This window comes from Streptomyces sp. NPDC053079 (assembly GCF_044546695.1).
Lineage (GTDB): Bacteria > Actinomycetota > Actinomycetes > Streptomycetales > Streptomycetaceae > Streptomyces.
The window spans coordinates 431,657-456,438 of the sequence record NZ_JBITZJ010000008.1 but is presented as its reverse complement, the minus strand read 5'-3'; the positions used below and the strand labels follow the sequence as shown (position 1 = coordinate 456,438).

Genomic DNA, 24,782 nt, shown 5'->3' with positions numbered 1-24,782 from the left:
GCGCCCCGGTCATCGTGGGGTGGGTCCGGCCGCGGCGGGCGGCCGGACCCGTGCCTCCACCTCCGGGTGGTGCAGGTCGAAGGCGGGGGACTCGGAGCGGACGCGGGGGAGCGTGAGGAAGTTGTGGCGGGGCGGCGGGCAGGTGGTCGCCCACTCCAGGGAGCGGCCATAGCCCCACGGGTCGTCCGTGCCGACCTTCTTGCCGTACCGCGCGGTCTTCCAGATGTTGTAGAAGAACGGCAGGTTCGACAGGCCCAGCAGGAACGCGCCGATGGTGGAGAGCGTGTTGAGCGCGGTGAAGCCGTCGGCCGCCAGGTAGTCGGAGTAGCGGCGGGGCATGCCCTCGGTGCCCAGCCAGTGCTGGACGAGGAACGTGGTGTGGAAGCCGGCGAACAGGGTCCAGAAGTGGACCTTGCCCAGCCGCTCGTCCAGCATCTTCCCGGTGAACTTCGGCCACCAGAAGTAGAAGCCGGCGAACGTCGCGAACACCACCGTCCCGAACACCACGTAGTGGAAGTGCGCGACGACGAAGTAGGTGTCCGTGACGTGGAAGTCCAGCGGCGGCGACGCGAGGATCACCCCGGTCAGCCCGCCGAAGAGGAAGCTCACCAGGAACCCCACCGCCCACAGCATCGGTGTCTCGAAGGACAGCGAGCCCTTCCACATCGTGCCGATCCAGTTGAAGAACTTCACGCCCGTCGGCACCGCGATCAGGAACGACATGAAGGAGAAGAACGGCAGCAGCACCGCGCCCGTCGCGAACATGTGGTGCGCCCAGACCACCACCGACAGGGCGGTGATGGTCATGGTGGCCCCGACCAGCGTGAGATAGCCGAAGATCGGCTTGCGGGAGAACACCGGGATGATCTCGGTGATGATGCCGAAGAACGGCAGGGCGATGATGTAGACCTCGGGGTGGCCGAAGAACCAGAACAGGTGCTGCCACAGCAGCGCCCCGCCCCACTCGGCCTCGAAGACCACCGATCCGAACCGCCGGTCCGCCTCCAGGCAGAGCAGGGCCGCTGCCAGCACGGGGAAGGCCAGCAGGATCAGGATCGAGGTGAAGAGCACGTTCCAGGTGAAGACCGGCATCCGGAACATCGTCATCCCGGGGGCCCGCATGCCGATGACGGTGGTCAGGAAGTTGACCGCGCCGAGGATCGTGCCGAAGCCGGACAGCGCCAGCCCCATGATCCACATGTCGGTGCCGATGCCGGGGGAGCGGGCCATGCTGCTCAGCGGCGCGTAGCCGGTCCAGCCGAAGGTCGCGCCGCCCTGCGGCATCAGCAGGCTCGCCACCACGATCAGGCCGCCGAAGAGGTAGAGCCAGTACGAGAACATGTTCAGCCGGGGGAACGCCACGTCCGGCGAGCCGATCTGCAGTGGCATGATCGCGTTGGCGAAGCCGGCGAAGGCCGGGGTGGCGAACAGCAGCAGCATGATCGTGCCGTGGGCGGTGAACGCCTCGTTGAACTGCTCGTTGGTCATCAGCTGCAGGCCCGGGCGGGCCAGTTCCGCGCGCATCAGCATGGCCAGCAGGCCGGCGGCGAGGAAGAAGCCGAACGACGTGATCAGGTAGAGGTGGCCGATCTTCTTGTGGTCGGTGGTCGTCAGCCAGTCCACGACGATCCGGCCGGGCCGCCGGGCTCCGGCCGGATCCGCTGCGGTGCTCTGCGCGGTCCCGGTCCCCATCCGTGCCCCCTCGCTGTCGGCCCACACGGGCTACTCGTGCACAGGTGCTCTCTCGGGTATCGCCATGATGCTCCGCCGGGAGCACACCGCGCGAGGGTGCCTCCCCGACACCGTGTCAAACCGGAGCCCATGGACGGCGAGTGATGTCCCGGAACTTTATATTCCGGGTGTGCTGGGCCTCCGGTGGCCGGGCGTCGGGGAATTCGCCCCGGGATCAATAGCGCACCAAAGTGGATCAATATCCCGGCGGGCCCGGGCCCGGTAATTCGAGGTGCGGGAAGCTCGGTTAGCGGCTCCGTTCCGGAACGGATAGGTGAATTCACCGCAGAGGTTTTGCGCAAGCGCTGGGGAGAAAGCGGAGTGCTCGCACGGGTGAGGTCTTCCGGGCCAAACCCCGACGGGTCTTCTGTGACAGAAGTGTGACCAGTGGTGCCTTGGGCGGGGTTCCGCGCCCGGGCGGCCCCGGCTTCCGCCGCCGCGCGGCGCCGCCTACGGTGGCTGCCATGGCACCTCTCCCCAACCTCCCCAGCGAGCCCGACGACGACACCGGGGCCTACGTCGGCCTCCCCGAGGAAGCGGCCGCCGTCCGCGCGCGGGCCCTCGGCTGGACGGACGTACGGGCCCTGCCGCCCGGCGCGATCATCACCATGGAGTACCGGATCGGCCGGCTGAACTTCGAGGTCCGCGCCGGTGTCGTGGAGCGCTGCTGGAAGGGCTGACCCGGCGGGCGGCGCACGGCCGCGACACGACGGAAGGCGGCCCCGGGGATTCCGGGGCCGCCTTCACGTCATGTGCGGTACGGGGCCGTCAGTTCCCGGCGGCGCGGCCGCGGCCGGCGCCGGGGCCCAGTGGGGAGGTGCGCGGCGCGCGGTCGGCGTGCGGCGGCCGGCGGCTGCCGGTGGGGGTGACCGGCGTCCGCTCGGAGCGTGCGGTGTGCGGCCGGGGGGACAGGTGCGGTCTGCCGTCGGCGACGCGGACCGAGGCACCGGCGCCCTGGCGGCTGCCCGCCGCCACCGGTTCGAGGACGGGCAGTTCGTCGTCGACCGGGCCGCGCGGAGCGCCCAGCGGGACGGAGGCGGCCACCGGGACGGCGGCCGGGACGAGCGCGCGGCGCCCGCGCAGCCGCTGCCAAAGGCCCAGAAGCCAGGCGTCGGTGCGGGCCATGAGCGGCTCGAACCAGGGCAGGACCAGCAGCACCAGCAGGCCCGCGGTCCAGCCCAGGGTCACATCGCTCATCCAGTGCGTGCCCAGGTAGACCGTCGTCATCCCGACGCCCAGGGCCAGCATCGCGGCGGCCACCGAGGCGATCCGGCGGGCACGCGGCGTGGTGGCCAGATAGGCGAGGACGCCCCAGGTCACCACGGCGTTGGCGGTGTGACCGGAGGGGAATATGTCGCCGCCGGCGAACATCTCGTTCGAGCCGACGGTGGTGGCGTAGTGCGGGCCGAGCCGGCCCATGCCTATCTTGGCGGCGCCCACGGTCGCGTTGAGCAGCAGCAACGACGTGCCCAGCACCAGCAGCGGACGCAGGGTCCTGTGCTTGTACGTGCACCAGCCCAGCCAGGCCGCCACGGCCACCGCGGTCGGGCCGCGCTGGCCCAGGACCACGAAGTAGTCGAGGAAGGCATGGATCTCCGGCCACTGCTTGTACGGCCGGAAGAGCATGACCTGCCAGTCGAACCGCACCGGCCAGGACGTGGTGACCACGCCGACCACGATCGCCGCGTAGACCACGGAGGTCGCGGCAAAGATCCCCAGGCGGGTACGGGTCATCCGCGGCCGCACGGGCTCGGTCGGGTGCTCCTCCACGGGGACGAGCTCGTCATCGGTACGCACTCAATCGACGTTACATTGCGTGACGGGAGGCTTAGGCCGTTCGGGGCTCTTTGTGATGACGATGTGATGTGGAATGCGTCTCAATCGTGGCGGAGGCTCAGGTTTGAAACGCCGGAATAAGAAACAGCTAAAGAATCGTCAGCCCTCCCGGGCAAGGGACCGGACCGCTTTAATTCCATTCCGTACGAAGGCGTTTATCGGCGATTGGCCGAGGAGTTCCGCGGCGTTATCCGCCGGCCCGCCGCGCGTCCCGAAAATATGATCATGGGGGTCCGGAGCCGTGCAGCCAGAACGCGCCGTAGACGGCCGACGCAAGTGCGACGACGGTCACCACGGACACCGCGCGTACCGTGCGTAGCCGGGCCAGCGCCGCCGCCAGGGGCAGCAGCAGCGGGAAGGCGGGCATCATCAGCCGCGGCTTGGAGCCGAAGTACCCCTTGGCGGTCAGCGCCAGCAGCAGGACCGTGCCCGTGAAGAACAGCAGCGGCAGCGGCTGCCCCTGCCGCACCCCGGCCCGGTACAGCACGAGCACCAGGACGACGCCGGCCAGCAGGCCCAGGCCCGCCGGGAACGCCGGGCCCGCCAGCCGCTCCCAGACGAAGGAGCCGAAGGCCAGCCCGCCGTCGAAGCCGTTGCCCCAGCCGCCCTGTACGTCCAGATAGCCGGTGACGCTGCCGGTGCGCGCCCCGACCCAGGCGAAGTACGCCAGCCAGCCCAGGGGCGCCAGCGCCACGCCGAGCAGCAGGCGCGGCAGCGGCGGCCGCGGGTCCGGTGCGCGGCGCGCCCGCAGCAGGGCCACCGCCGCCGTGATCCACACGGCCGCGACCACCGCCGCCCCCACCGGCCGGGTCAGCCCGGCCAGCGCGGCGAACGCCCCGGCCCACACCCAGCGCCCGGTGAGCAGGCAGTACAGGCTCCACGCCGCCAGCGCCGTGAAGAGCGACTCCGAGTACGCCATCGACTGCACCACGCCGACCGGCAGGGCCGCCCACAGCACCACGAGCGCCACACCCGTCCGCCGCCCGTACAGGTGATCGCCGACCGCGAAGATCCCCCAGGCCGCGCACAGCGACGCGACGGCGGAGACCACCAGCCCCGCGTCGGGCACCGACAGCGGGAGGACGGCCGACAGCAGCCGCTCCAGCCACGGCAGCAGCGGGAAGAACGCCATGTCGGAGTGGACCTTGCCACCCGGGAGGTGGAGGGTGTAGCCGTACCCCTGCTCGGCGATGCGGGCGTACCAGATGGAGTCCCAGCGCGCCGAGAGAAGGTGCCGCGCCCCCTTGCCGTCCGCCAGCCCCCACAGGGCGAGCGCCACGACGCCCAGCGCCCGCACCGCCGCGAACAGCAGCAGGGCGGGGACGGCGCGGCGCAGCGCGGCGCGGCCGCGGGGCGCCGCGGCCGCCGCGCCGGGGGCTATGCCGGAGGGGGTGGCGAGATCGGTCATCGGTCGATTGTCCCAGCCCCGCGACGTGAGGCGGGCCACGTGGCTTCCCGCGGGACTCGCGTACTCTGTCGACTCACTCGCCCCTCGACTCCGCCGGGGCCCCATAATTTCCAGGCCATCGGCGGCCGCGAGCGCACGACACGGAGGTGTGTGGATGTCCGGGACGACCACCGCCGGCCCCCGACGGCCGGTCGGCGTTCCCCGGCAGCGGCCACGGCCGCGCCGCGCGGACGGGTACGGTCCCGCCGGCGCCAACCGCTGGGCCGTGCTCGTCGTCCTCTGTGTCAGCCTGCTCCTCGTCGCCGTCGACGCCACCGTGCTGCACGTCGCGGTGCCGGCCGTCACCGAGGACCTGCGGCCGTCGGCGATACAGCTGCTGTGGATCGTCGACGTCTACCCGCTCGTCTGCGCCTCGCTGCTCATCCTCTTCGGCACCCTCGGCGACCGCGTCGGCCGCCGCCGCGTGCTGCTGTTCGGCTACGCGCTCTTCGGCGTGGCCTCGGCGCTGGCCGCCCTCGCGACGGCTCCCGAGGTACTGATCGCCGCCCGGGCCCTGCTCGGCGTCGGCGGCGCGATGATCATGCCGGCGACGCTGTCCATCCTCCGGCAGGTCTTCCCCGACCGTCGGGAGCGTGCGGTGGCCATCGGCGTGTGGAGCGCGGTGGCGGCGGTGGGCGCGGCGGTCGGACCGCTGCTCGGTGGCTTCCTGCTGGAGCACTTCTGGTGGGGCTCGGTCTTCCTCATCAACATTCCGCTGATGGCGGTCAGCCTCCCCATCGGACGCTGGTTGCTGCCCGAGTCGACCGGCGACCGCAACGGACCGTGGGACGTGCTCGGCGCGCTGATGGCGGCGTTCGGGCTGTTCGGCGTCGTCTACGGCGTCAAGCGGGTCGGCGGAGCCGACGCGCTCTCCCTGGGCACGGTCGTCCCGGCGGCCCTCGGGGCCGCTCTGATCGTCCTCTTCGTACGGCGGCAGCGCCGGCGCGAGCACCCGCTGGTCGACCTGGCGATGTTCACCCGGCCCGCGTTCGGCACGTCCGTGGGCTGCATCGTGCTGGCCATGCTGGCGCTGGTCGGGCTGGAGCTCGTCGCCGCCCAGTATCTGCAGCTCGTGCTCGGCCTCACCCCGCTCGAGACGGGCCTGCGGCTGCTGCCGCTCACGCTCGCCGCGATGGCGGCGGGGCTGGCCGGCTCCCGGGTGCTGCACCGCTTCGGACCGCGCACCATGGTCGCGGCCGGGTTCGTGCTGACGGCGATGGCGGTGCTCTCGCTGACCGTCATGGGCCGCGAGGACCGGCCCGTCGCCCTCGTCGTGGGCTTCGTCCTGCTCGGCTTCGGCCTGGAGACCACGCTCTTCGGGGCGTACGAGTCCATGCTGAGCGAGGCCCCCGCGGAGTCGGCGGGCGGCGCGGCGGCGATCGGCGAGACCTCCTACCAGCTCGGTGCGGGCATGGGCATCGCCCTGCTCGGCAGCGTCATGAACGCCGCGTACGCACCGGGCGTGGCCGCGGTGCCGGGGGTGCCGAGCGCGGCGGGCGCCGCGGCGAGGCACTCGCTGGGGGAGGCGTACGACGTCGCCGACCGGCTCGGCGGCCCCGCGGGTGCGGCCCTGCGGGCCGCGGCACGGGACTCCTTCGTCCACGGCCTCCACATCACGCTGGCCGTCAGCGCCGCACTGCTCCTGCTCGGCGCCTTCGCCGCACTGCGCCTGCCGCGCGTCGCGGCCGACGCCGACGCGTCCCCCGCGGCGGTGGCCCCGCCGGACGGGGTGCCCGCGGCCTGAGGCGGCGCCGGACCGGCAGCCGCCGGGTCTGGACGCCGGGGGTTACCCGGTCGTAGCGTCGGTGGTGACCGATGATCACCCCGCGCCCGGCCGGAGGCTGACGTGTTCGACCCGCATGATCCGCTCGGCATCGACGACCTCCTGACCGACGAGGACCGCGCGGTGCGCCAGACCATGCGCTCCTGGGCGGCGGACCGTGTGCTGCCGTACATCGCCGAGTGGTACGAGAGCGGCGAACTGCCCGTCATCCGTGAACTCGCCCGCGAGCTCGGCTCCCTCGGCGCCCTCGGCATGCAGCTCACCGGCTACGGCTGCGCCGGCGCGAGCGCCGTCCAGTACGGGCTGGCGTGCCTGGAGGTGGAGGCCGCCGACTCCGGCATCCGCTCCCTGGTCTCCGTGCAGGGCTCCCTCGCGATGTACGCCATCCACCGCTTCGGCTCCGAGGAGCAGAAGCAGCGCTGGCTGCCGGGGATGGCGGCCGGTGAGATCATCGGCTGTTTCGGTCTGACCGAGCCCGATCACGGCTCGGACCCCGCCGGCATGCGCACCTACGCCAAGCGCGACGCCGGCGGCGACTGGGTGCTGACCGGGCGCAAGATGTGGATCACCAATGGCTCGGTGGCCGGGGTGGCCGTCGTCTGGGCGCAGACCGACGCCGGGATCAGGGGGTTCCTCGTACCCACCGACAGCCCCGGCTTCTCCGCACCGGACATCAAGCACAAGTGGTCGCTGCGCGCCTCGGTCACCAGCGAGCTGGTCCTGGACGAGGTGCGGCTGCCCGCCGACGCCGTGCTGCCGGAGGCCACCGGGCTGCGGGGGCCGCTGGGCTGTCTGAACCACGCGCGGTACGGGATCGTGTGGGGAGCGATGGGCGCGGCCCGCACCTGCTTCGAGTCGGCGCTCGACTACGCGCGGACGCGGGAGCAGTTCGGCAGGCCCATCGGCGGCTTCCAGCTGACGCAGGCCAAGCTGGCCGACATGGCGGTGGAGCTGCACAAGGGCGTTCTGCTCGCCCACCATCTGGGGCGGCGGCTGGATTCGGGACGGCTGCGGCCGGAACAGGTGAGCTTCGGGAAGCTGAACAACGTGCGGGAGGCGATCGAGATCTGCCGTACGGCCCGCACGGTCCTGGGCGCCAACGGGATCTCGCTGGAGTACCCCGTGATGCGGCATGCGACGAACCTGGAATCGGTGCTGACGTACGAGGGCACCGTGGAGATGCACCAGCTGGTGCTGGGCAAGGCACTCACCGGTCTCGACGCGTTCCGGTAAGCCCCCGCCCAGTCGGCCGCCGGCCGTCAGCTCTGGTTGCTGTGTCTATCCGGGGGGCGCCCCCGGACCTCCGGCCGTCAGCTCTGGTTGAAGAAGCCGCCGTTCGCGCGGCCGGGCTGCTCGCCGCTGACGACCTTGTAGTCGGCCGGGGTGAGCAGGAACACGCGGTTGGCCACCCGCTCGATCGAGCCGCGCAGGCCGAAGGTCAGGCCGGCCGCGAAGTCCACGACCCGCTTGGCGTCGCTGGGCTCCATGCCGGTGAGGTTGACGATCACCGGGACGCCCGCCCGGAACAGCTCGCCGATGCCCCGGGCGTCCCGGAAGCCGTCCGGGGTGACCGTGGCGATGCGGGTGCCCTGTTCCTGTGCGACCTCGTCGGCCACACGCACCTTCGGGTTGGTCACCCAGGAGTCGCCGGGCTCGGGCCCTTCGTCCGAGTCCTCTTCGTAGCCGCCGTAGTAGCGCTCGTCATCGCTGTCGTCGACGAGGCCAAGCCAGGCACTCGCCTTGCGCACCGATCCCATGGACGCCTCCTCTCACACGCGGTGTGTTCCGCCCGCTCCTCTATGGTCGTCCATGATGCGGATGATGTGCCAAGTGGATGGCGGCCATGCGGGGATTTCGTGACGCATCTGGTGCAAAGCGGGTGGCGGTGCGTCAGAAACCCCTGTTAGTTGGCCGCAGGCGCTGGACCTGGGCATATGCGGCATGGTTCTAGGGAGCGGGCTCCGGCCCAGCTCGATTGTCCCCGGTGAATAGGATGCCCGGGCACATCGACACCACACACGGGGGCACGTTTTGTTCGGGATCATCAGGCCATGCCGTCATCGGCTGTCCGAGAGCATGCGAACCGAGTGGATGGCCCATCTCTGCGGCCTCTGCCTGGCACTGAAGGGCGATCACGGGCAGTTTGCTCGAATAGCCACCAACTACGACGGGCTGGTCATATCGGTGCTCGTCGAGGCGCAGTCGTCGGCCGCCGAGGGTGCCGACTCCTGGCGGCGCACGGCGGGGCCCTGCCCGTTGCGCGGGATGCGCTCCGCGCCCGTGGCACAGGGCGAGGGCGCCCGGTTGGCCGCTTCGGTATCGCTCGTACTGGCGTCCGCGAAGATGCGCGACCATGTCGCCGACGGCGACGGGATGTTGGCGCGCCGCCCGGTCGCGGCGGCGGCGCGCAGGGTGGCCGCCAGGTGGGACCGTGCGGGCGCCCGTACGGGGACGGAACTCGGCTTCGACACGGCCGTTCTGGTCGACGCCGTCGAACGGCAGGCCGGGATCGAGGCGCTGGCCCGGACGGGCACCTCGCTGCTGGAGGTGACCGAGCCCACCGAGACGGCCACCGCGGCCGCCTTCGCCTATACGGCCGTTCTGGCCGGACGGCCCGCCAACCGGGCGCCGCTGGAGGAGGCGGGCCGGCTCTTCGGGCGCCTCGCCCATCTGCTCGACGCCGTCGAGGACCTGGACGAGGACACCCGCACCGGGGCCTGGAACCCCATCGCCGCCACGGGTACCGAACTCACCGAGGTGCGGCGGCTGTGCGACGACGCGGTGCACGGGGTGCGGCTGGCGCTGCGCGAGGTCGACTTCGCGAGCAAGGCGCAGGGCAGGCTGGCGCACATCCTGCTGGCGCACGAGCTGGAACGTTCCGTCGACCGGGCCTTCGCCGGCGGGGGTTGTGCGGTGCCCGGGCAGCACGAACACCGCCCCGGCCATGAGGCGGAGGGCTCGTACGGCCCGTACGGCGCGCCCCCGACGCCCCCGCCGCCCGCGCCGCCGGGGCCGCCCCGGGGCGGGCGGCGGCGTGGGCTGATCGCCGGATGCGCCGTGTGGACCGGGCTGTTCTGCACCGGTCAGGTGTGCTGCAAGGACCCCTACCACGACCCGTGGGACGGGCGGCCGCGCGAGGGCTGGTGTGCCAAGTGCTGTGATTCCTGCGGTGACTGTGGCGACTGCGGGGAGTGCTGCAACTGCTGTGGCAGCTGTGGTGAGGGTGGTGGTGAAGGCGGCGGTTGCTGTGACGGCTGTGACTGTGGTTGCGACTGCGGCTGCTGAAAGCGCGAGGGGAGGGAGCGGCTGAACTGCCGCGCGGAGGAAGGCAGCGGGGCCGCGCGCGGACGAGCGCGCGGCGGGGGAGCGGGGTCAGCCCGTACAGGAGGCGGACCACACCCGACCGAAGTCGATGTGGTCGCGGGTGACCAGCCGCTGCCGTGGACGCATAAGCCCAAGTGGAGCAGCCATCCGTTTGTGCGTCAACCGAGTTGGGTGCCGGCGCCCACAGTGTGGACATCCATATGGACAGGGTTGACAGTGGGCCGCTGCTCCGGATTAGCCTCGGCCCAGGCCGTGCTGAGGGGCGCGGCCCATGTGAAGGCAGCACGTCCCGTGTTCGATCCCCGCATCCACGGAGCCTTCGCATGCCCGCGACCCCTGTTCCGCACACCCCTGACGTCCACGGCCCCGCGCCCTCCCTCGCCATCGTCGGCGCGGGCCCGCGCGGCACCTGCCTCGTCGAACGGATCGCCGCCAACGCGCCCGAACTCCTCGGAGGCGCCCGGCTCGACCTGCACATCGTGGACCCGTACCCGCCCGGCGGCGGCCGCGTCTGGCGGCACGACCAGTCGCCGCTGCTGTGGATGAACTCCATGGCCGAGGACGTCACCATGTACTCCGACGCCTCCGTCGAGCAGGAGGGCCCGGTATGGAACGGCCCCTCCCTCGCCACCTGGGCGGCCCGCTTCCGCGACGGTGACGAAACGATCCGGCTGGACCCGCCGACCGCCGCCGAGGCCCGCCGGTTAGGGCCCCGGGACTTCGCCGGTCGCCGGCTGCAGAGCGCCTATCTGTCCTGGGTGTACCGGCGCGCGGTCGCCGCCCTGCCGAGCGGCGTCACCGTCCACGAACACCGCCGCCGGGCCCTGCGGCTCTCCGGCCCCCGCGCGGGCCGGCAACTGCTGTGGCTCCAGGGGCGTCCCCGGCCCCTCGTCGCCGACATCGTCGTCCTCGCCCTGGGCCACCTCGACGCCGAGCCCGACCCCGGCGAACAGGACCTCGCCGCCTTCGCGGCCACCCACGGACTCACCTACCTGCCGCCCCAGTTCACCGCCGACAGCGACCTGGACGGCCTCCGCCCCGGCGAAGCGGTCCTCGTCCGCGGCTTCGGCCTCGCCTTCATCGACCTCATGGCCCTGCTCACCGAAGGAAGGGGAGGCCGCTTCAGCACCGACGCCACCGGGACGGGCGCGCTCACCTACCACCCCTCCGGGCAGGAGCCCGTCCTGCACGTCGGGTCGCGGCGCGGCGTCCCGTACCGCGCCAAGACCGGCTACACCTGGCACGGCGAACTCCCCCCGCTGCCCCGCTTCCTGGGCCCCGACCGGATCGAGGAGCTGCGCCGCCGCCCGGGCCCCCTCGACTACCGCCGCGACATCCGGCCCCTCGTCGAGAAGGAACTGGGCTTCGCCCACTACCACCGCCTGTTCACCGCCCACCCGGCCCGTACCCGCGTCGCCTGGCCCGACTTCGAGGAGAAGTACGCCGCCTGCGCCCCCGGCAGCGCCGAACTCGACGTCCTGGTCACCTCCTCCGTGCCCGACCCGGCCGACCGGCTCGACCTCGACGCGCTCGACACCCCGCTCGCCGGGCTGCGCTTCCCCGACGGGGACGCGCTGCAGGACGCCCTGCGCTCCCACATCGAGGCCGACCTCGCCCGCCGCCACAACCCCTGCCACAGCCCCGACCTCGCCGTCTTCCTCGCCCTGCTCTCCGTCCACGGCCGGCTCGCCGGGCTCGGGGACACCGGCGCCGAGTGGCCCGGGTTCTTCAGCTACCTCGCCTCCGGGCCGCCCGGCCCCCGGCTGCGGCAGCTGCTCGCGCTCTCCCGCGCCGGGGTGGTGCGGTTCCTCGGCGCGGACACCACCGTCGACGCCGATCCGCAGCGCGGGACGTTCCTGGCCCGCAGCGTGAGCGTGCCCGGCCGGACGGTCGAGGCCAGGGCCCTCGTCGAGGCCCGGCTGCCCGCCCCCACCGTCGTCCGCTCCCGCGATCCCCTGCTGCGCGGGCTCCGCACCGAGGTGAGCGTCACGCCGGCCGGGCTGCTCGCCGTGCATCCCGGGGACGGCCGCGTCCTGGGGCGCGACGGGCGGCCGCATCCGCGGCGGTTCGCGCTCGGGCCGCATACCGATGCGCGGTCGGCGGGGGCGTTCGGGCGGCCGGGGTCCAATGCCGTGGCCTTTCGGCAGAACGATGCCGTGGTGCGTGAGGCGCTTCGCGCCTTGCGTTTGCGCTGAGGGCGGTCGTTGCCTGCAGGTCCGTTGTGCCCACCTTCCCCCAGCTACCGCTGGGAGGTGCCCCCAGCCCAGCGGAACGATTGCCCACAACTCCGAGGATCCCTTATGTCTGAACCCACTCGTCCCCTGCATCTTGCCGTCGCCATCGATCGGGCCGGTGTTTTCGCCGCCGGGCCGTATCTCGATGCCGTGCGGCTTGCCGAGCGGGGGTGTTTCGACTTCGTCACCCTCGGCGACTCCTTCGGGCCGCCCGTCGGCGGGGCCGGGCGGCTCGACGCCCTCGCCGTGCTCGCCAGGCTCGCGCCCGCCACCGGCCGGATCGGGCTGGTGCCCACCGTCACCACCACCCACACCGAGCCCTTCCACGTCTCCTCCGCCGTCGCCACGCTCGACTGGGTGAGCCGGGGGCGCGCCGGCTGGACCGTGGGGGTGTCCCCCGGCCAGGACGAGGCCGGCGCCTTCGGCCGGCGTGCCGCGCCGCCCGCCGACGTCCTGTGGCACGAGGCGGGGGCGGTCGCCGACGTCGTCACCCGGCTCTGGGACAGCTGGGAGGACGACGCCGAGATCCGCGACGCGGCCACCGGCCGCTTCATCGACCGCGACAAGCTGCACTACGTCGACTTCGCAGGCCCCGGCTTCGGCGTGCGCGGCCCCGCCATCGTGCCCCGGCCGCCGCAGGGCCACCCCGTGACCGCTGTCGACGCCACCGCCGCGCTGCCCCGGGAGGCCGCCGCCCGGTACGCCGACATCGCCTACGTCCGCACCGGCCCCGCCCCCGACGCCCGCGCCGTCCGTTCGCTGCGCGCCGCCCGCGAGGACCTGCGCCGCCGCGCCCGCGCCCACGGCCGCGACCCGGGAAGCGCCGGGGGCCGGATCGTCGTCCTGGCCTCCCTGCCCGTCGCACTGCACACCGCCGCCGACGCCGTCGCCCTCGCCGACCTCGTCGCCGGCTGGTACGCCGACGGCGTGGCCGACGGCTTCCACTTCCGGCCCGCCGACCCGGACCGGGACCTGGCCCTGCTCGTCGACGGCACCGTGCCCGTGCTGCAGCACCGCGGCCTGCTGCGCGTCTTCTACCCGGGCGGCACCCTGCGCGAGCACCTGTGCCTGCCCCGCCCGGCCAACCGCTACGCCCCCACGAAGGAGACGGCATGACGGCACGCAGGCGGCTGCACCTCGCCGCGCACTTCCCCGGCGTCAACCACACCACCGTCTGGCAGGATCCGCGCGCCGGCAGCCAGATCGACTTCGCCTCCTTCGAGCACCTCGCCCGCACCGCCGAACGCGGCCTGTTCGACTTCTTCTTCCTCGCCGAGGGGCTACGGCTGCGCGAGCACAAGGGAAAGGTGCACGACCTGGACGTCGTCGGCCGCCCCGAGTCGCTCACCGTGCTCAGCGCACTGGCCGCCGTCACCGACCACCTCGGCCTGGCCGCCACCGTCAACGCCACCTTCAACGAGCCCTACGAACTCGCCCGCCGCCTCGCCTCCCTGGACCACCTCAGCGGCGGCCGCGCGGCCTGGAACGTCGTCACCTCCTCCGACGCCTTCACCGGGGAGAACTTCCGGCGCGGCGGCTACCTCGGCCACGCCGACCGCTACACCCGCGCCGCCGAGTTCGTCGCCACCGCCCGCGAACTGTGGGACTCCTGGACGCCCGGAGGCGCCCCGCGCCCCTTCGCCCACCACGGGCGGCACTTCTCCGTCTCCGGGACGTTCGACGTGGGGCGCAGCCCGCAGGGCCACCCCGTCGTCATCCAGGCGGGCGACTCCGACGAGGGCCGGGAGTTCGCCGCCTCGTCCGCCGACGTCGTCTTCTGCCGGTACGGCACGCTCGAGGCCGGCCGCGCCTTCTACGCCGACGTCAAGCGCCGGCTCGCCGCGTACGGCCGGGCCCCCGGCGATCTGAAGATCATGCCGGGAGTGACCTTCGTCCTCGGCGACACCGCCGCCGAGGCCCAGGAGAAGGCCGCCGGGATCCGCAGGCAGCAGATATCCCCGCAGACCGCCCTGCTGATGCTGGAACAGGTCTGGGGCCGCGACCTGTCCTCCTACGACCCCGACGGTCCGCTGCCGGAGAGCGACCCCGACCCGACGGGGGTCGTGGCCCAGGGCCGGGTCCGGCACGGCGACCCGCTCGCCATCGCCGCCCGGTGGCGCGCCCTGTCGGAGGCCAAGGGCCTCTCCATCCGGCAGACCGTGCTCGAGACGACCGGCCGGCAGACCTTCGTCGGCACCCCGGGACAGGTGGCCGCCGGGCTCGCGGAGTTCGTGGCCGAGGACGCCGCCGACGGCTTCATCCTCGTCCCCCACCTCACCCCCGGCGGACTCGACGACTTCGTCGACCGCGTGGTGCCCCTGCTCCAGGAGCGTGGCGTGTTCCGTACGGAGTACGCGGGCCCGACGCTCCGCGAGCACCTCGGGCTGCCGCTGCCCGTATGGAAGGGTTGACCGGCATGAGCACGAGTGAGGCGCAACGACAGTGGCAGGCGTGGCGCGAGCAGCGCACCGAGACGGTCTCGGCCCCCTACGGGCCGCTCGCCCTCACCGGTACGCACTGGCTGGGCGATGTCCCGGACGGTCGGATCCCGGCCATCCCCGGCCGCTGGACCGCGCGTCCCGGGGAAGGCGGCGGTGTGCTGCTGACGGCCGGTCCCGAGGACGGGCTGACCCTGGACGGGCGGCCGCTGGAGGGCGAGGCGCTGCTGCGCCCCGACAGCGGCCCGGCCACCGCCCGCCTCGCGCACGGCGCCCGGAAGCTGCTGGTCATGCGCCGCGAAGGGCAGTGGGCGGTCCGCGTCTACGACCCGCAGTCGCCGGGCCGCCGGGCGTTCGCCGGCATCGACACCTTCGACCACGACGAGCGCTGGGCGCTGCCCGGGGTGTTCCGCCCGTACGAGCGGGAGCGCACGATCGCGGTGGAGAACGCCGACGGGCTCAGGCGCGGCCTGGACCTCGCCGGTGAACTGGCCTTTGGTGTCGGCGGCGAGGAGTACACGCTGCAGGTCTCGGCGGAGGCGGACGGGGCGATGTGGGCCGTCTTCGCCGACGGCACCAGCGGCGTCTCCAGCTACCGCTTCCGCTTCCTCAAGCCCCCGCCGCCCGCGGCCGACGGGAGCGTGAGCATCGACTTCAACCGCGCGGTGCTGCCGCCGTGCGCCTTCGCCGACCACTTCATCTGTCCCTTCCCTCCGCCCGGCAACAGGCTGCCGTTCGACGTCCCGGCGGGGGAGCGGAACCTGCGCACGCGCTGACGCGTCGAAGCGGCGAGCGGGACCGCCTCCTGCGCGGCCCCGGCGGCACACGAGCCGTCGGGGCTACTTGGCGTGCGCCGGGGGCGCGTCCGAAAGGTGCTCTTGCGCCGTGCGGTGCGGGGCCCGAATACTCCCGAACAGCGCTTGTCAGGGGCACGGCGAAAGTGGAACCGTGGTGTCCTTTTGGCTGCGCCTCACGGGTCCGCGTACCCGGGCCCCCGACCCCACTCGGGAGGAACAACGTGAGGATCAAGCGCACCACCCCCCGCGCCGGCATCGTCAGACGAGCCCGCATCGCCGCGGTGGCCTCCGGCCTCGCGGCCGTCTCCGCCCTCGCCGCCACCGACGCCCACGCCCAGGACGCCACGGCAGCAGCGCACTCGGCAGCGCAGCTGGCCGCCGTGAGCACGGCCGTCGAGTCGGCGGACGTCGCCGGCACCGCCTGGGTCGTCGACCCGCGGACCAACACGCTCGTGGTGACCGCCGACTCGAGCGTCTCCGACGCGGCCATAGCCCGGATCAGACGCCAGGCCGGGCCCGGTGCCGAAGCGCTGCGCGTCGAGCGCACCCCCGGCACCTTCCGCAAGCTCCTGGCCGGCGGCGACGCCGTCTACGCCCCGAGCTGGCGCTGCTCGGTGGGGTTCAACGTGCGCAAGGGCAGCACCTACTACTTCCTGACCGCGGGCCACTGCACCGAGGGCAAGCCGCAGTACTACGCCAACTCCTCCCACACCACCAGCATCGGCCCCACCACCGGAACCAGCTTCCCGGGCAACGACTACGGCATCGTGCAGTACGCCAACACCTCGATCGCCCACCCCAGCGCGGTCAACCTCTACAACGGCGGATCGCAGCGCATCACCGGCGCCGGCAACGCGACCGTCGGCCAGAGCGTCCAGCGCAGCGGCTCCACGACCGGGCTCAAGAGCGGCAAGGTCACCGGACTGAACGCCACCGTCAACTACGGCAGCGGCCAGGTCGTCCGCGGCCTGATCAAGACCACGGTGTGCGCCGAGCCCGGCGACAGCGGCGGCGCCCTCTTCGCCGGCTCCACCGCCCTGGGCCTGACCTCCGGCGGCAGCGGCAACTGCCGCTCCGGCGGCACGACCTTCTTCCAGCCGGTCACCAAGGCGCTCAGCGCTTACGGGGTGAGCATCTTCTGACCCCGTACGTGACCGTCCCCGGCGTCTGACCGCGAGCGCGCTCCGCCCTTCCCCACGCCTGCGGCCAGCAGCACAGGGCCCCCGGCCCCCCCAGTGGGGCCGGGGGCTCGACCACGGTCCGGCGCGGGCATACCGTGGACGTATCGCCTGACGTGCAACGCAGGGGGCCGTGATGGTCGAAGACCTCGTGGTGGCAGGAGTGGCCGTCGCCTCGACCGGTGCCGTCTACCTGGCGGCGGCGGCCCGGGTGGTCAAGCAGTACGAGCGCGGAGTGGTGCTGCGGCTGGGACGGCTGCGCTCCCAGATCCGTCAGCCGGGGTTCATCCTGATCGTTCCGGGTGTGGACCGGCTGCGGAAGGTGAACATGCAGATCGTCACCATGCCGGTGCCCGCCCAGGAAGGCATCACGCGGGACAACGTCACGGTGCGGGTCGACGCGGTCGTCTACTTCAAGGTCGTCGACCCCGCCGAGGCCGTCATCCAGGTGGAGGACTACCGCTTCGCGGTCTCCCAGATGGCCCAGACCTCGCTGCGCTCGATCATCGGCAAGAGCGACCTGGACGATCTGCTCTCCAACCGGGAGAAGCTCAACCAGGGTCTGGAGCTGATGCTCGACAGCCCCGCCGTGGGGTGGGGCGTGCACATCGACCGGGTGGAGATCAAGGACGTCTCGCTGCCGGAGACGATGAAGCGGTCGATGTCGCGGCAGGCCGAGGCGGAGCGGGAGCGCCGGGCCCGGGTGATCAACGCGGACGCCGAGCTGCTGGCCTCGAAGAAGCTGGCCGAGGCCGCGCAGACGATGTCGTCGCAGCCGTCCGCGCTGCAGCTGAGGCTGCTGCAGACGATCGTGGCGGTCGCCGCGGAGAAGAACTCCACGCTGGTGCTGCCCTTCCCCGTGGAGTTGCTGCGCTTCCTGGAGCGCTCGGCACAGCCGGGCGCGGAGGGCGCGGAGCGGGCGCCCGCTCCGGCGGTCGCGCCCCCCGGTCCGGAAACCGGGGAGGGCGAGGCGAGTATCGGACACGCCTAGGAGCCTCTTCCCGGGGGTAACCTCCCCCGGGCCGCGCCACGTGCCGTGCCCGTGAACTCCCCCGGCCACCGCGCCGCCGGAGCGGAAGTCCCCCGGCGGCGCGTCGCGCACGCGGGGGGCGTACGCATGACCATACGCGCGACTGGAAGTCGCCCTTGTGCACTCCCTTGCCCGATCGGGACACTCGACGGACCAACTTGGCATGGACGCGACCTCCTATCGGGGGTGCGGCTGTGTCGTTCGTCCTCCGGGCCCGCAGGCTTCAGTGCGGGCCCAACCCCCCACTGGAGGTGCCGAGTTGAAGTCCTTTCGGGTGTCCGTGCGGGCTGTTCTGGCCGGCGCGGCCGTCGTCGCCCTCACCGCCGTGACCCTGGCCCCGCAACAGGCCCAGGCGGCCCCCGGGCCGGTCTCCGCCACCCTCTCCCCGCTCTCCGCCCAACGGCTCGCCGTATCGCTCACCGACCGGCTCCAGGACTCCGTCGCCGGTTCGTACTACGACGACGGGGCCGGCGCCCTCGTGGTCAACGTCGTCGACCGGACCGCCGAGAAGATCGTGCGTGCGGCGGGCGCGCGGCCCCAGCGCGTCCGGTTCACCCAGGCCCGGCTCGACTCGACCCTGCTGGCGCTGAACGAGCGCGCCGCCATTCCCGGCACCGCCTGGGTGCAGGACCCCAGAGTCAACCGGGTCGTCGTCACCGCCGACCCCACCGTCACGGGCGCGAAGCGGGCGCAGCTCGACAAGGTCGTCTCCGGCCTGGGGGAGACGGTGACGGTGCGCAGGATCTCCACCCGGCTCACCCGGTTCATCGAGGGCGGCGACGCCATCTGGGGCCCGAACGCCCGCTGTTCGCTCGGCTTCAACGTCAAACAGGCCGGCAAGCCCGGCTTCCTCACGGCCGGCCACTGCGGCAACGCCGTGGCCACCTGGTCCGACACCCAGGGCGGCGCGCAGATCGCCAGGACCGAGGCGTCGACGTTCCCCGGCGGCGACCACGCCATCGCCCTCTACACCGCGGCCGCCGAGGCCCCGGGCGCCGTGGACCTCCACAACGGCCGGTCGCAGGCCATCACTTCGGTCGGCGCGGCGACCGTCGGTGAGGCGGTCCAGCGCAGCGGCTCCACCACCGGGCTGCACGGCGGCAAGGTCACCGGCCTCAACGCCACGGTCAACTATGAGCAGGGACAGGTCAAAGGTCTGATCCAGACCGACGTCTGTGCCGAGCCCGGCGACAGCGGCGGCCCTCTCTTCGACGGCTCCAAGGCGCTGGGGCTCCTCTCGGGCGGCAGCGGCAGCTGCGGCCTGCTGAGCCCGTCGAAGGTGACCTACTACCAACCGGTGCAGGCCGCCCTCGACGCCTACGGGGCGAGTCTCGGCTGACGCCCCCACGGACTGCGGCCCCCGGACACACCTCCACGGTGTCCGGGGGCCGCTGCACGTTCGGTGCCGACCGCTAGGGGGTCAGAACTCGAAGACCATGCCCTTGCCCGCCTTCATCTCGCACGGGTTGGCGAAGGTGCGCTCGAAGCTCACCCGACGGCCCTCCCAGACGCCCTCGGCGGTGACCACGCTCGGGTTCCACTCCCGGGTGCAGGCCGTGCCCTCCTTGATCTTGGTGACCTTCTCGAAGTCGCCGCCGGCCAGGCGCAGCTGGGCGCAGGCTCCGCGGGTGTTCGGGTGGGTGCCGTCGGCCTTGGGCATACAGGTGAGCGTCACCGCGCGCTGTATGCCCGCGGTCGCCGCCGAGTCGCCCTGACCTACCGTCAGCACCAGTGCGGAGGGCGCGTACAGACTCTGCGTCTGTGCCGCGGGTGCAGGCGCGGGTTCGGCGCTCGCCGACGTTCCGGCTCCCACCAGGCCGCCCAGTGCCAGCGCGGCTCCCAGCGCGATCCCCCCAGTGATGTACCGCATTCCGAACACTCCCTTGTTCGTCGGTGCAGATAACGGACGGCAGTCTTGCCCAACTCGGGCATGAACGCACCCCGATCGAACACTTTCAGTCGTCGGATGAAAACCCTCAGTAGCGCTTGGTTCTGGCCGGATCCGATGGGGGCAAGGTCGCCCGAGCGAAACCGGGGAAACATAGGGCGCTCTTTGATGCCCGACTTGTGCGGGAAGGAGGGGGATTAATGTTTCAGGAGTGTTGACCAGCGGAGATGCCTTGTAATCATTGACGATGCGTCAAGTCCGGCTTAGGAATAGTTGATCCTTAGGGGTCCTGGCGTTGAATTCAAGGGGTCAAGGGCCCCTTGGCCCAACCTCCGCTGTCCGGCCGAAAAGCGGCTCGGTGCCCGGCTCCGGGGCGTCCGAAGCGATCGCGGAGCGTCCGCAGCAATGGCCGAAGTCCGCTCAGACCGACCGTTCGGTCTCCCCCTTCCGGGCCCGGAATGCCGCACTCCAGAGGGTCGCCACGGTGCCGGCGACCGCCCAGGCGGACAGCACCAGCAGGGGGCAGGTCAGTGCGTTGCCCCGGAAGTAGGCGACGGACCGGGCCGACCACGTGCCCGCGCCCGGCGGGAGGGCCGGGCCGATGGTGCGCCAGAAGGGCGGCAGCAGGGGATAGGGGTACGCCCCGCCCGCGCTGGGGTTGCCCAGCACCACGACGATCGCGATCGCCAGCCCGATGCCCACCACCCCCGCGAGCCCCTGCAGGGCCAGGGTCAGCGCCCCCACGGCGAAGACCACCAGCGCGCCCACCCCCCACAGGCCCACGATGCCGCCGGGCAGCGCCCCCAGGACCGGGCCCGCGATGACCGCGCCGAGCAGGCCCGAGCCGATGGCGTACAAGGCGATGGCCGCGAGCCGGATGACGGCCCGGTGGGGGTTGGCGGGCCGCGCGCCCGCGCTGATGGCGAGGATCGCGGCGCACAGATAGCCGCCCACGCACCACCCCACGACCAGATAGAACGAGGTCAGCCCGCGGGAGTCGCCGGAGGCGGCCGGGGCCACGTCGGTGACCTTCACCCTGCGCTGCTGGGCCTGTTCGACGCGGGTGACGACCGCCTCGGTGGCCTGGGCGAGCGAGGCCCCGGAGCCGCCGGCGACCAGCAGGGTGTCGGTGCTGCCGCGCGGGTCCACGATCAGCGCCGCGTCCAGCTCGCGGTCGCGGATCAGGGCGACGGCCGCCGCCTCGTCGCGCACCGTGCGCGGGTCCAGGGGGTCGCCGGGCAGGGCGGCCAGCTTCTCCACCAGCCGATCGCCCACCTGCGGCGGGGCGACCACGCCGATCGGGATGTCCTGGGGCTTCGGGCTGTGGAAGGCGCCGACGTAGGAGGCGATGAACGCGAGCTGCAGCACCAGCACGCCGATGACCAGGAGCGCGGCCCGGCCCGTCACGCCCTCCCGCACCTCCTGGAGGAAGCGGGCGCCGCCGCTGGGGGAGAGGACCATGCCTCGAGCCTGCGAGAGACGGGGGTGCGGCGCAGGCGGTGTGGGCCATCCGGGCGACCGCCCGTTCTATTCGTACGAACGTTCGAGAAGTGGTCTATGGTGGATAAGGAGGGGCGGTTTTCGGTCAGGGGGTGAGCACGGCAGGAGGGTGCGATGGCAAGGCCTTCGGCGTTCGCGCACCTGCACACCGCCTCGGGCTTCTCGATGCGGTACGGGGCCGCGCACCCCGAACGGCTGGCCGAGCGGGCCGCCGAGCGCGGCATGGACGCCCTCGCCCTCACCGACCGCGACAGCCTGGCCGGAGCGGTCCGGTTCGCCAGGGCCGCCGCCGAAGCCGGGGTGCGGCCGCTGTTCGGCGTGGACCTGGCCGTACGCGAGCCGCTGCCGGAGCCCGGGCCCACGGTGCGCCGCCGCGCCCCCGTGCGTGGCGGCGCCTTCGTCGACGAGTCCGCACCCCGCGCCGTCTTCCTCGCCCGCGCCGGGGCGCCCGCCTGGGCCGCGCTGTGCGGGCTGGTCTCCGCCGCCCACGCGGGCGGCACCGAGCGGCCCGAGCTGACCCGGGAGGACCTCGCGGCCGCCGCCGGCGGGGCCCGCGCCCCGCTGACCGTCCTGCTCGGCCCGGACTCCGAGGTCGGCCGCGCGCTGGCCGCCGGACGCCCCGACCGGGCCGCACGGCTCCTGCTGCCCTGGCGCGAAATGTTCGGTGACTCCCTGCGGCTGGAGACCGTCTGGCACGGCCGCGCCGGCACCGGCCCCGGCTCGCTGCGGCTCGCCGCCCGCACCGCCGGCTTCGCCGCCGAACAGGGCGTACGGGCCGTACTGACCAACGCCGTCCGCTACGCCGACCCCGGCCAGGGGCCCGTCGTCGACGTCCTCGACGCGGCCCGCCGACTGGTGCCGATCGACCGCCGCAGGCCCGGGGCCCTGGACGGCGGCGAGCGCTGGCTCAAGGACCCGGCCGCCATGGCCGCCGCCGCCGAGCGGATCGCGGAGGCCGCCGGATTCCGCCGCGGGGCCGCGCACCGGCTGCTCGCCATGACGCAGGAGACCGCCGCCGAGTGCCTCGTCGACCCCGAGGACGACCTGGGCCTGGGGTCCGTCCACTTCCCCGAGCCGCACCTGGTCGGCGCCGGCCGGCGCACCGCCGCCCGGGTGCTGCGCTCCCGCTGCGCCGGGGCCATGGTGCTGCGCGGATACGACCGCGACCGCCGCTACTGGGACCGGCTGGAGGAGGAGCTGCGCATCATCGAACAGCGCGGTTTCCCCTCGTACTTCCTCACCGTCGCCCAGGTCGTCGACGACACCCGGGCGCTGGGCATCCGCGTCACCGCCCGGGGCTCCGGCGCGGGGTCGCTGGTCAACCATCTGCTCGGCATCGCGCACGCCGACCCCGTCGCCCACGGCCTGCTGATGGAACGCTTCCTGTCCACGCGCCGCAAGGCGCTGCCCGACATCGACATCGACGTCGAGTCCGCCCGGCGCCTGGACGTCTACCGCGCGATCTTCGACCGCTTCGGCAAGGAGCGCGTCGCCACCGTCTCCATGCCCGAGACCTACCGGATCCGGCACGCGATACGGGACGTCGGCGCGGCGCTGGGCATGGCCCCCGCCGAGGTGGACCGGCTCGCCAAGGCCTTCCCGCACATCCGGGCCCGCGACGCCCGCGCGGCCCTGGCCGAACTGCCCGAGCTGCGCGGCGTGGCCGGGGAGGAGCACGGCCGGCTGTGGGAGCTGGTCGAGGCGCTGGACGGGCTGCCGCGCGGCATCGCCATGCACCCCTGCGGAGTGCTGCTCTCCGACGCCTCCCTGCGCGGGCGCACCCCCATCGTGCCCACCAGCGGCGAGGGGTTCGCGATGTCGCAGTTCGACAAGGACGACGTGGAGGAGCTGGGGCTGCTCAAGCTCGACGTGCTGGGCGTGCGGATGCAGTCCGCCATGGCGCACGCGGTGGGGGAGATCGAACGGGCCACCGGGCGCCGGATCGACCTCGACGACCCCGCGCAGGTGCCGCCGGGCGACCGCGGGACGTACGAGCTGATCCGCTCCGCCGAGACCCTCGGCTGCTTCCAGATCGAGTCGCCGGGCCAGCGGGACCTGATCGGACGGCTGCAGCCCTCGACCTTCCACGACCTCGTCGTCGACATCTCGCTGTTCCGGCCGGGCCCGGTCGCCGCCGACATGGTCCGCCCCTTCATCGAGGCCCGACACGGCCGGGCCCCCGCCCGCTATCCGCACCCCGACCTGGCGGACGTGCTGCGCGAGACCTACGGCGTGGTCGTCTTCCACGAGCAGATCATCGAGATCCTGCGGATCATGACCGGCTGCGACCGGGGCTTCGCCGACGAGACCCGGCGCGCGCTGTCCGACCCCGCCCTGCTGGGCCGGGTACGGGCCTGGTTCGCGGAGCGGGCGGGGAAGCGGGGCTACGCGTCGGAGGTCGTCCACCGCACCTGGGAGATCGTCGAGGCGTTCGGTTCGTACGGCTTCTGCAAGGCGCACGCCGTGGCCTTCGCCATGCCGACCTACCAGTCGGCCTGGCTCAAGGCCCACCACCCGGCGGCCTTCTACGCCGGGCTGCTCACGCACGACCCCGGGATGTACCCCAAGCGGCTGCTGCTCGCGGACGCGCGGCGGCGCGGGGTGCCGATCCTGCCGCTGGACGTGAACCGGTCGGACGCCGCCTATTCGATCGAACTGATGTCCGGGAATCGGGGCCTCTTCGGCATCCGCCTCGCCCTCTCCGAGGTGCAGGGCATCTCCGGGGCCGAGGTGCGGCGGATCGTCGACGGACGCCCGTACACCTCGCTCCAGGACCTGTGGCAGCGCGCCCACCCCGCCCGGCCCGTCGCCGAACGGCTGGCGCGGGTCGGCGCGCTGGACGCCTTCGGCACCAACCGCCGGGACCTGCTGCTGCACATCGCCGAGCTGCACGCGCGGCACCGCGCCGGCTCCACGGCCCAGCCGACGCTGATCGACAGCGCCCGGGCCGAGCCGGTCGGCCTGCCCGACCTCGACGCGCGGGAGCGGCTCGGCGCGGAGCTGAACGTCCTCGGCATGGACGCCTCGCGCCACCTGATGTCCGACCACCGGACGTTCCTGGCGGAGCTGGGCGCGATCCCCGCCCGGCGGCTGCGCGACGCGCGGCACGGCGAGACCGTCCTGGTCGCGGGCGCCAAGGCCGCCACCCAGACGCCACCGGTCCGCTCGGGCCGGCGGGTCATCTTCACCACCCTCGACGACGGCACGGGCCTGGTCGACTGCGCCTTCTTCGACGACAGCCACGAGGCGTGCGCCCACACGGTCTTCCACTCCTGGCTGCTGCTCGTCCGGGGCGTGGTCCAGCGCCGCGGGCCGCGCAGCCTGAGCGTGGTGGGCGCGGCGGCGTGGGATCTGGCGGAGCTCACGGCGCTGCGGGCGGAGGGGGGACTGGGGGCGGTGGCGGAGGTGCTGGCGCATCCTGCGGTCTCCGCCGGTGCGGTTCCGGAGCGGCGCATCCGGATGTCCACCGGGTACGCCATGCATCCGTGGGCGGACCTGCAGCCGGCGGGTGAAGGGGCGGCCACGGGGCGCAAGTTGTGGCATGCGAGTCAGGGGAGTGCCGGATGAACACGCGAAGGCTTTCCCTGGTTCCGGGC

18 protein-coding genes are annotated in these 24,782 nt (G+C 73.0%); 12 read left to right on the top strand and 6 right to left on the bottom strand.

Features of this window, described 5'->3' with window-relative positions; translation table 11 throughout:
- Positions 1 to 9 precede the first annotated feature (9 nt).
- Positions 10 to 1,692 carry a cytochrome c oxidase subunit I gene (ctaD, locus tag ACIGXW_RS29790; protein ID WP_399575871.1) on the bottom strand — a complete coding sequence of 561 codons (1,683 nt, stop codon included), beginning with the start codon at positions 1,690 to 1,692 and terminating at the stop codon, positions 10 to 12.
- Between the two features lie 503 nt (positions 1,693 to 2,195).
- Here ctaD and ACIGXW_RS29785 point away from each other — a divergent pair.
- The gene (locus ACIGXW_RS29785) at positions 2,196 to 2,411 is read left to right on the top strand and encodes an I78 family peptidase inhibitor (RefSeq protein WP_399575870.1); all 216 of its coding nucleotides are present in this window, start codon (positions 2,196 to 2,198) and stop codon (positions 2,409 to 2,411) included.
- An 88-nt stretch (positions 2,412 to 2,499) separates the two neighbouring features.
- Here ACIGXW_RS29785 and ACIGXW_RS29780 read toward each other — a convergent pair whose 3' ends face one another.
- Positions 2,500 to 3,528 (bottom strand): phosphatase PAP2 family protein, encoded by a 1,029-nt coding sequence (locus ACIGXW_RS29780; RefSeq protein WP_399575868.1) that lies wholly within the window; start codon positions 3,526 to 3,528, stop codon positions 2,500 to 2,502.
- Between the two features lie 262 nt (positions 3,529 to 3,790).
- Positions 3,791 to 4,975 (bottom strand): glycosyltransferase family 39 protein, encoded by a 1,185-nt coding sequence (locus ACIGXW_RS29775; RefSeq protein WP_399575866.1) that lies wholly within the window; start codon positions 4,973 to 4,975, stop codon positions 3,791 to 3,793.
- A 154-nt stretch (positions 4,976 to 5,129) separates the two neighbouring features.
- Between ACIGXW_RS29775 and ACIGXW_RS29770 the strand changes: the two genes are divergently transcribed.
- Both ACIGXW_RS29770 and ACIGXW_RS29765 read left to right on the top strand, forming a co-directional pair.
- Positions 5,130 to 6,758 (top strand): MFS transporter, encoded by a 1,629-nt coding sequence (locus ACIGXW_RS29770; RefSeq protein ID WP_399575865.1) that lies wholly within the window; start codon positions 5,130 to 5,132, stop codon positions 6,756 to 6,758.
- A 102-nt stretch (positions 6,759 to 6,860) separates the two neighbouring features.
- Complete coding sequence (locus ACIGXW_RS29765) at positions 6,861 to 8,030, top strand: acyl-CoA dehydrogenase family protein (protein ID WP_071964921.1); 1,170 nt, start codon at positions 6,861 to 6,863, stop codon at positions 8,028 to 8,030.
- A gap of 77 nt (positions 8,031 to 8,107) precedes the next feature.
- On the opposite strand, the gene ACIGXW_RS29760 is transcribed toward ACIGXW_RS29765, so the two are convergent.
- Complete coding sequence (locus ACIGXW_RS29760; RefSeq protein ID WP_071964922.1) at positions 8,108 to 8,554, bottom strand: cell division protein SepF; 447 nt, start codon at positions 8,552 to 8,554, stop codon at positions 8,108 to 8,110.
- A gap of 274 nt (positions 8,555 to 8,828) precedes the next feature.
- Between ACIGXW_RS29760 and ACIGXW_RS29755 the strand changes: the two genes are divergently transcribed.
- The 8 genes from ACIGXW_RS29755 (at position 8,829) to ACIGXW_RS29720 (ending at position 19,137) form a co-directional block, all read left to right on the top strand.
- Positions 8,829 to 10,082, top strand: a complete 1,254-nt coding sequence (locus ACIGXW_RS29755; protein WP_399575863.1) for a DUF5685 family protein — start codon at positions 8,829 to 8,831, stop codon at positions 10,080 to 10,082.
- Positions 10,083 to 10,444: 362 nt separating this feature from the next.
- Positions 10,445 to 12,316 (top strand): FAD/NAD(P)-binding protein, encoded by a 1,872-nt coding sequence (locus tag ACIGXW_RS29750; RefSeq protein ID WP_399575861.1) that lies wholly within the window; start codon positions 10,445 to 10,447, stop codon positions 12,314 to 12,316.
- Positions 12,317 to 12,421: 105 nt separating this feature from the next.
- Positions 12,422 to 13,471, top strand: a complete 1,050-nt coding sequence (locus ACIGXW_RS29745; protein ID WP_399575859.1) for an LLM class flavin-dependent oxidoreductase — start codon at positions 12,422 to 12,424, stop codon at positions 13,469 to 13,471.
- The gene (locus tag ACIGXW_RS29740) at positions 13,468 to 14,766 is read left to right on the top strand and encodes an NtaA/DmoA family FMN-dependent monooxygenase (RefSeq protein ID WP_399575858.1); all 1,299 of its coding nucleotides are present in this window, start codon (positions 13,468 to 13,470) and stop codon (positions 14,764 to 14,766) included. The genes ACIGXW_RS29745 and ACIGXW_RS29740 overlap by 4 nt, the downstream gene beginning before the upstream one ends.
- A 5-nt stretch (positions 14,767 to 14,771) precedes the next feature.
- Positions 14,772 to 15,569, top strand: coding sequence for a DUF1684 domain-containing protein (locus ACIGXW_RS29735; protein WP_399575856.1), 798 nt, complete (start codon positions 14,772 to 14,774; stop codon positions 15,567 to 15,569).
- A 242-nt stretch (positions 15,570 to 15,811) separates the two neighbouring features.
- Complete coding sequence (locus ACIGXW_RS29730; RefSeq protein ID WP_399575854.1) at positions 15,812 to 16,732, top strand: S1 family peptidase; 921 nt, start codon at positions 15,812 to 15,814, stop codon at positions 16,730 to 16,732.
- Between the two features lie 172 nt (positions 16,733 to 16,904).
- Complete coding sequence (locus ACIGXW_RS29725) at positions 16,905 to 17,759, top strand: slipin family protein (protein ID WP_399575853.1); 855 nt, start codon at positions 16,905 to 16,907, stop codon at positions 17,757 to 17,759.
- A 298-nt stretch (positions 17,760 to 18,057) separates the two neighbouring features.
- Positions 18,058 to 19,137: a S1 family peptidase gene (locus tag ACIGXW_RS29720; protein ID WP_399575851.1), complete on the top strand. Its 1,080-nt coding sequence runs from the start codon at positions 18,058 to 18,060 to the stop codon at positions 19,135 to 19,137.
- A gap of 81 nt (positions 19,138 to 19,218) precedes the next feature.
- On the opposite strand, the gene ACIGXW_RS29715 is transcribed toward ACIGXW_RS29720, so the two are convergent.
- Both ACIGXW_RS29715 and ACIGXW_RS29710 read right to left on the bottom strand, forming a co-directional pair.
- On the bottom strand, positions 19,219 to 19,668 hold the full coding sequence (locus ACIGXW_RS29715; protein ID WP_360913631.1) for a subtilase-type protease inhibitor: 450 nt from the start codon (positions 19,666 to 19,668) through the stop codon (positions 19,219 to 19,221).
- Between the two features lie 438 nt (positions 19,669 to 20,106).
- Positions 20,107 to 21,147 carry a DUF3533 domain-containing protein gene (locus tag ACIGXW_RS29710; RefSeq protein ID WP_399575849.1) on the bottom strand — a complete coding sequence of 347 codons (1,041 nt, stop codon included), beginning with the start codon at positions 21,145 to 21,147 and terminating at the stop codon, positions 20,107 to 20,109.
- Positions 21,148 to 21,300: 153 nt separating this feature from the next.
- On the opposite strand from ACIGXW_RS29710, the gene ACIGXW_RS29705 reads away from it, so the two are divergent.
- Positions 21,301 to 24,753, top strand: a complete 3,453-nt coding sequence (locus ACIGXW_RS29705; protein ID WP_399575848.1) for a DNA polymerase III subunit alpha — start codon at positions 21,301 to 21,303, stop codon at positions 24,751 to 24,753.
- Positions 24,754 to 24,782 lie beyond the last annotated feature (29 nt).

Coding starts and splice junctions, on each gene's coding strand:
- ctaD (WP_399575871.1), bottom strand. CDS start 1,692: ATGGGGACCGGGACCGCGCAGAGCACCGCAGCGGATCCGGCCGGAGCC.
- ACIGXW_RS29785 (WP_399575870.1), top strand. CDS start 2,196: ATGGCACCTCTCCCCAACCTCCCCAGCGAGCCCGACGACGACACCGGG.
- ACIGXW_RS29775 (WP_399575866.1), bottom strand. CDS start 4,975: ATGACCGATCTCGCCACCCCCTCCGGCATAGCCCCCGGCGCGGCGGCC.
- ACIGXW_RS29770 (WP_399575865.1), top strand. CDS start 5,130: ATGTCCGGGACGACCACCGCCGGCCCCCGACGGCCGGTCGGCGTTCCC.
- ACIGXW_RS29760 (WP_071964922.1), bottom strand. CDS start 8,554: ATGGGATCGGTGCGCAAGGCGAGTGCCTGGCTTGGCCTCGTCGACGAC.
- ACIGXW_RS29750 (WP_399575861.1), top strand. CDS start 10,445: ATGCCCGCGACCCCTGTTCCGCACACCCCTGACGTCCACGGCCCCGCG.
- ACIGXW_RS29745 (WP_399575859.1), top strand. CDS start 12,422: ATGTCTGAACCCACTCGTCCCCTGCATCTTGCCGTCGCCATCGATCGG.
- ACIGXW_RS29740 (WP_399575858.1), top strand. CDS start 13,468: ATGACGGCACGCAGGCGGCTGCACCTCGCCGCGCACTTCCCCGGCGTC.
- ACIGXW_RS29735 (WP_399575856.1), top strand. CDS start 14,772: ATGAGCACGAGTGAGGCGCAACGACAGTGGCAGGCGTGGCGCGAGCAG.
- ACIGXW_RS29725 (WP_399575853.1), top strand. CDS start 16,905: ATGGTCGAAGACCTCGTGGTGGCAGGAGTGGCCGTCGCCTCGACCGGT.
- ACIGXW_RS29715 (WP_360913631.1), bottom strand. CDS start 19,668: ATGCGGTACATCACTGGGGGGATCGCGCTGGGAGCCGCGCTGGCACTG.
- ACIGXW_RS29710 (WP_399575849.1), bottom strand. CDS start 21,147: ATGGTCCTCTCCCCCAGCGGCGGCGCCCGCTTCCTCCAGGAGGTGCGG.
- ACIGXW_RS29705 (WP_399575848.1), top strand. CDS start 21,301: ATGGCAAGGCCTTCGGCGTTCGCGCACCTGCACACCGCCTCGGGCTTC.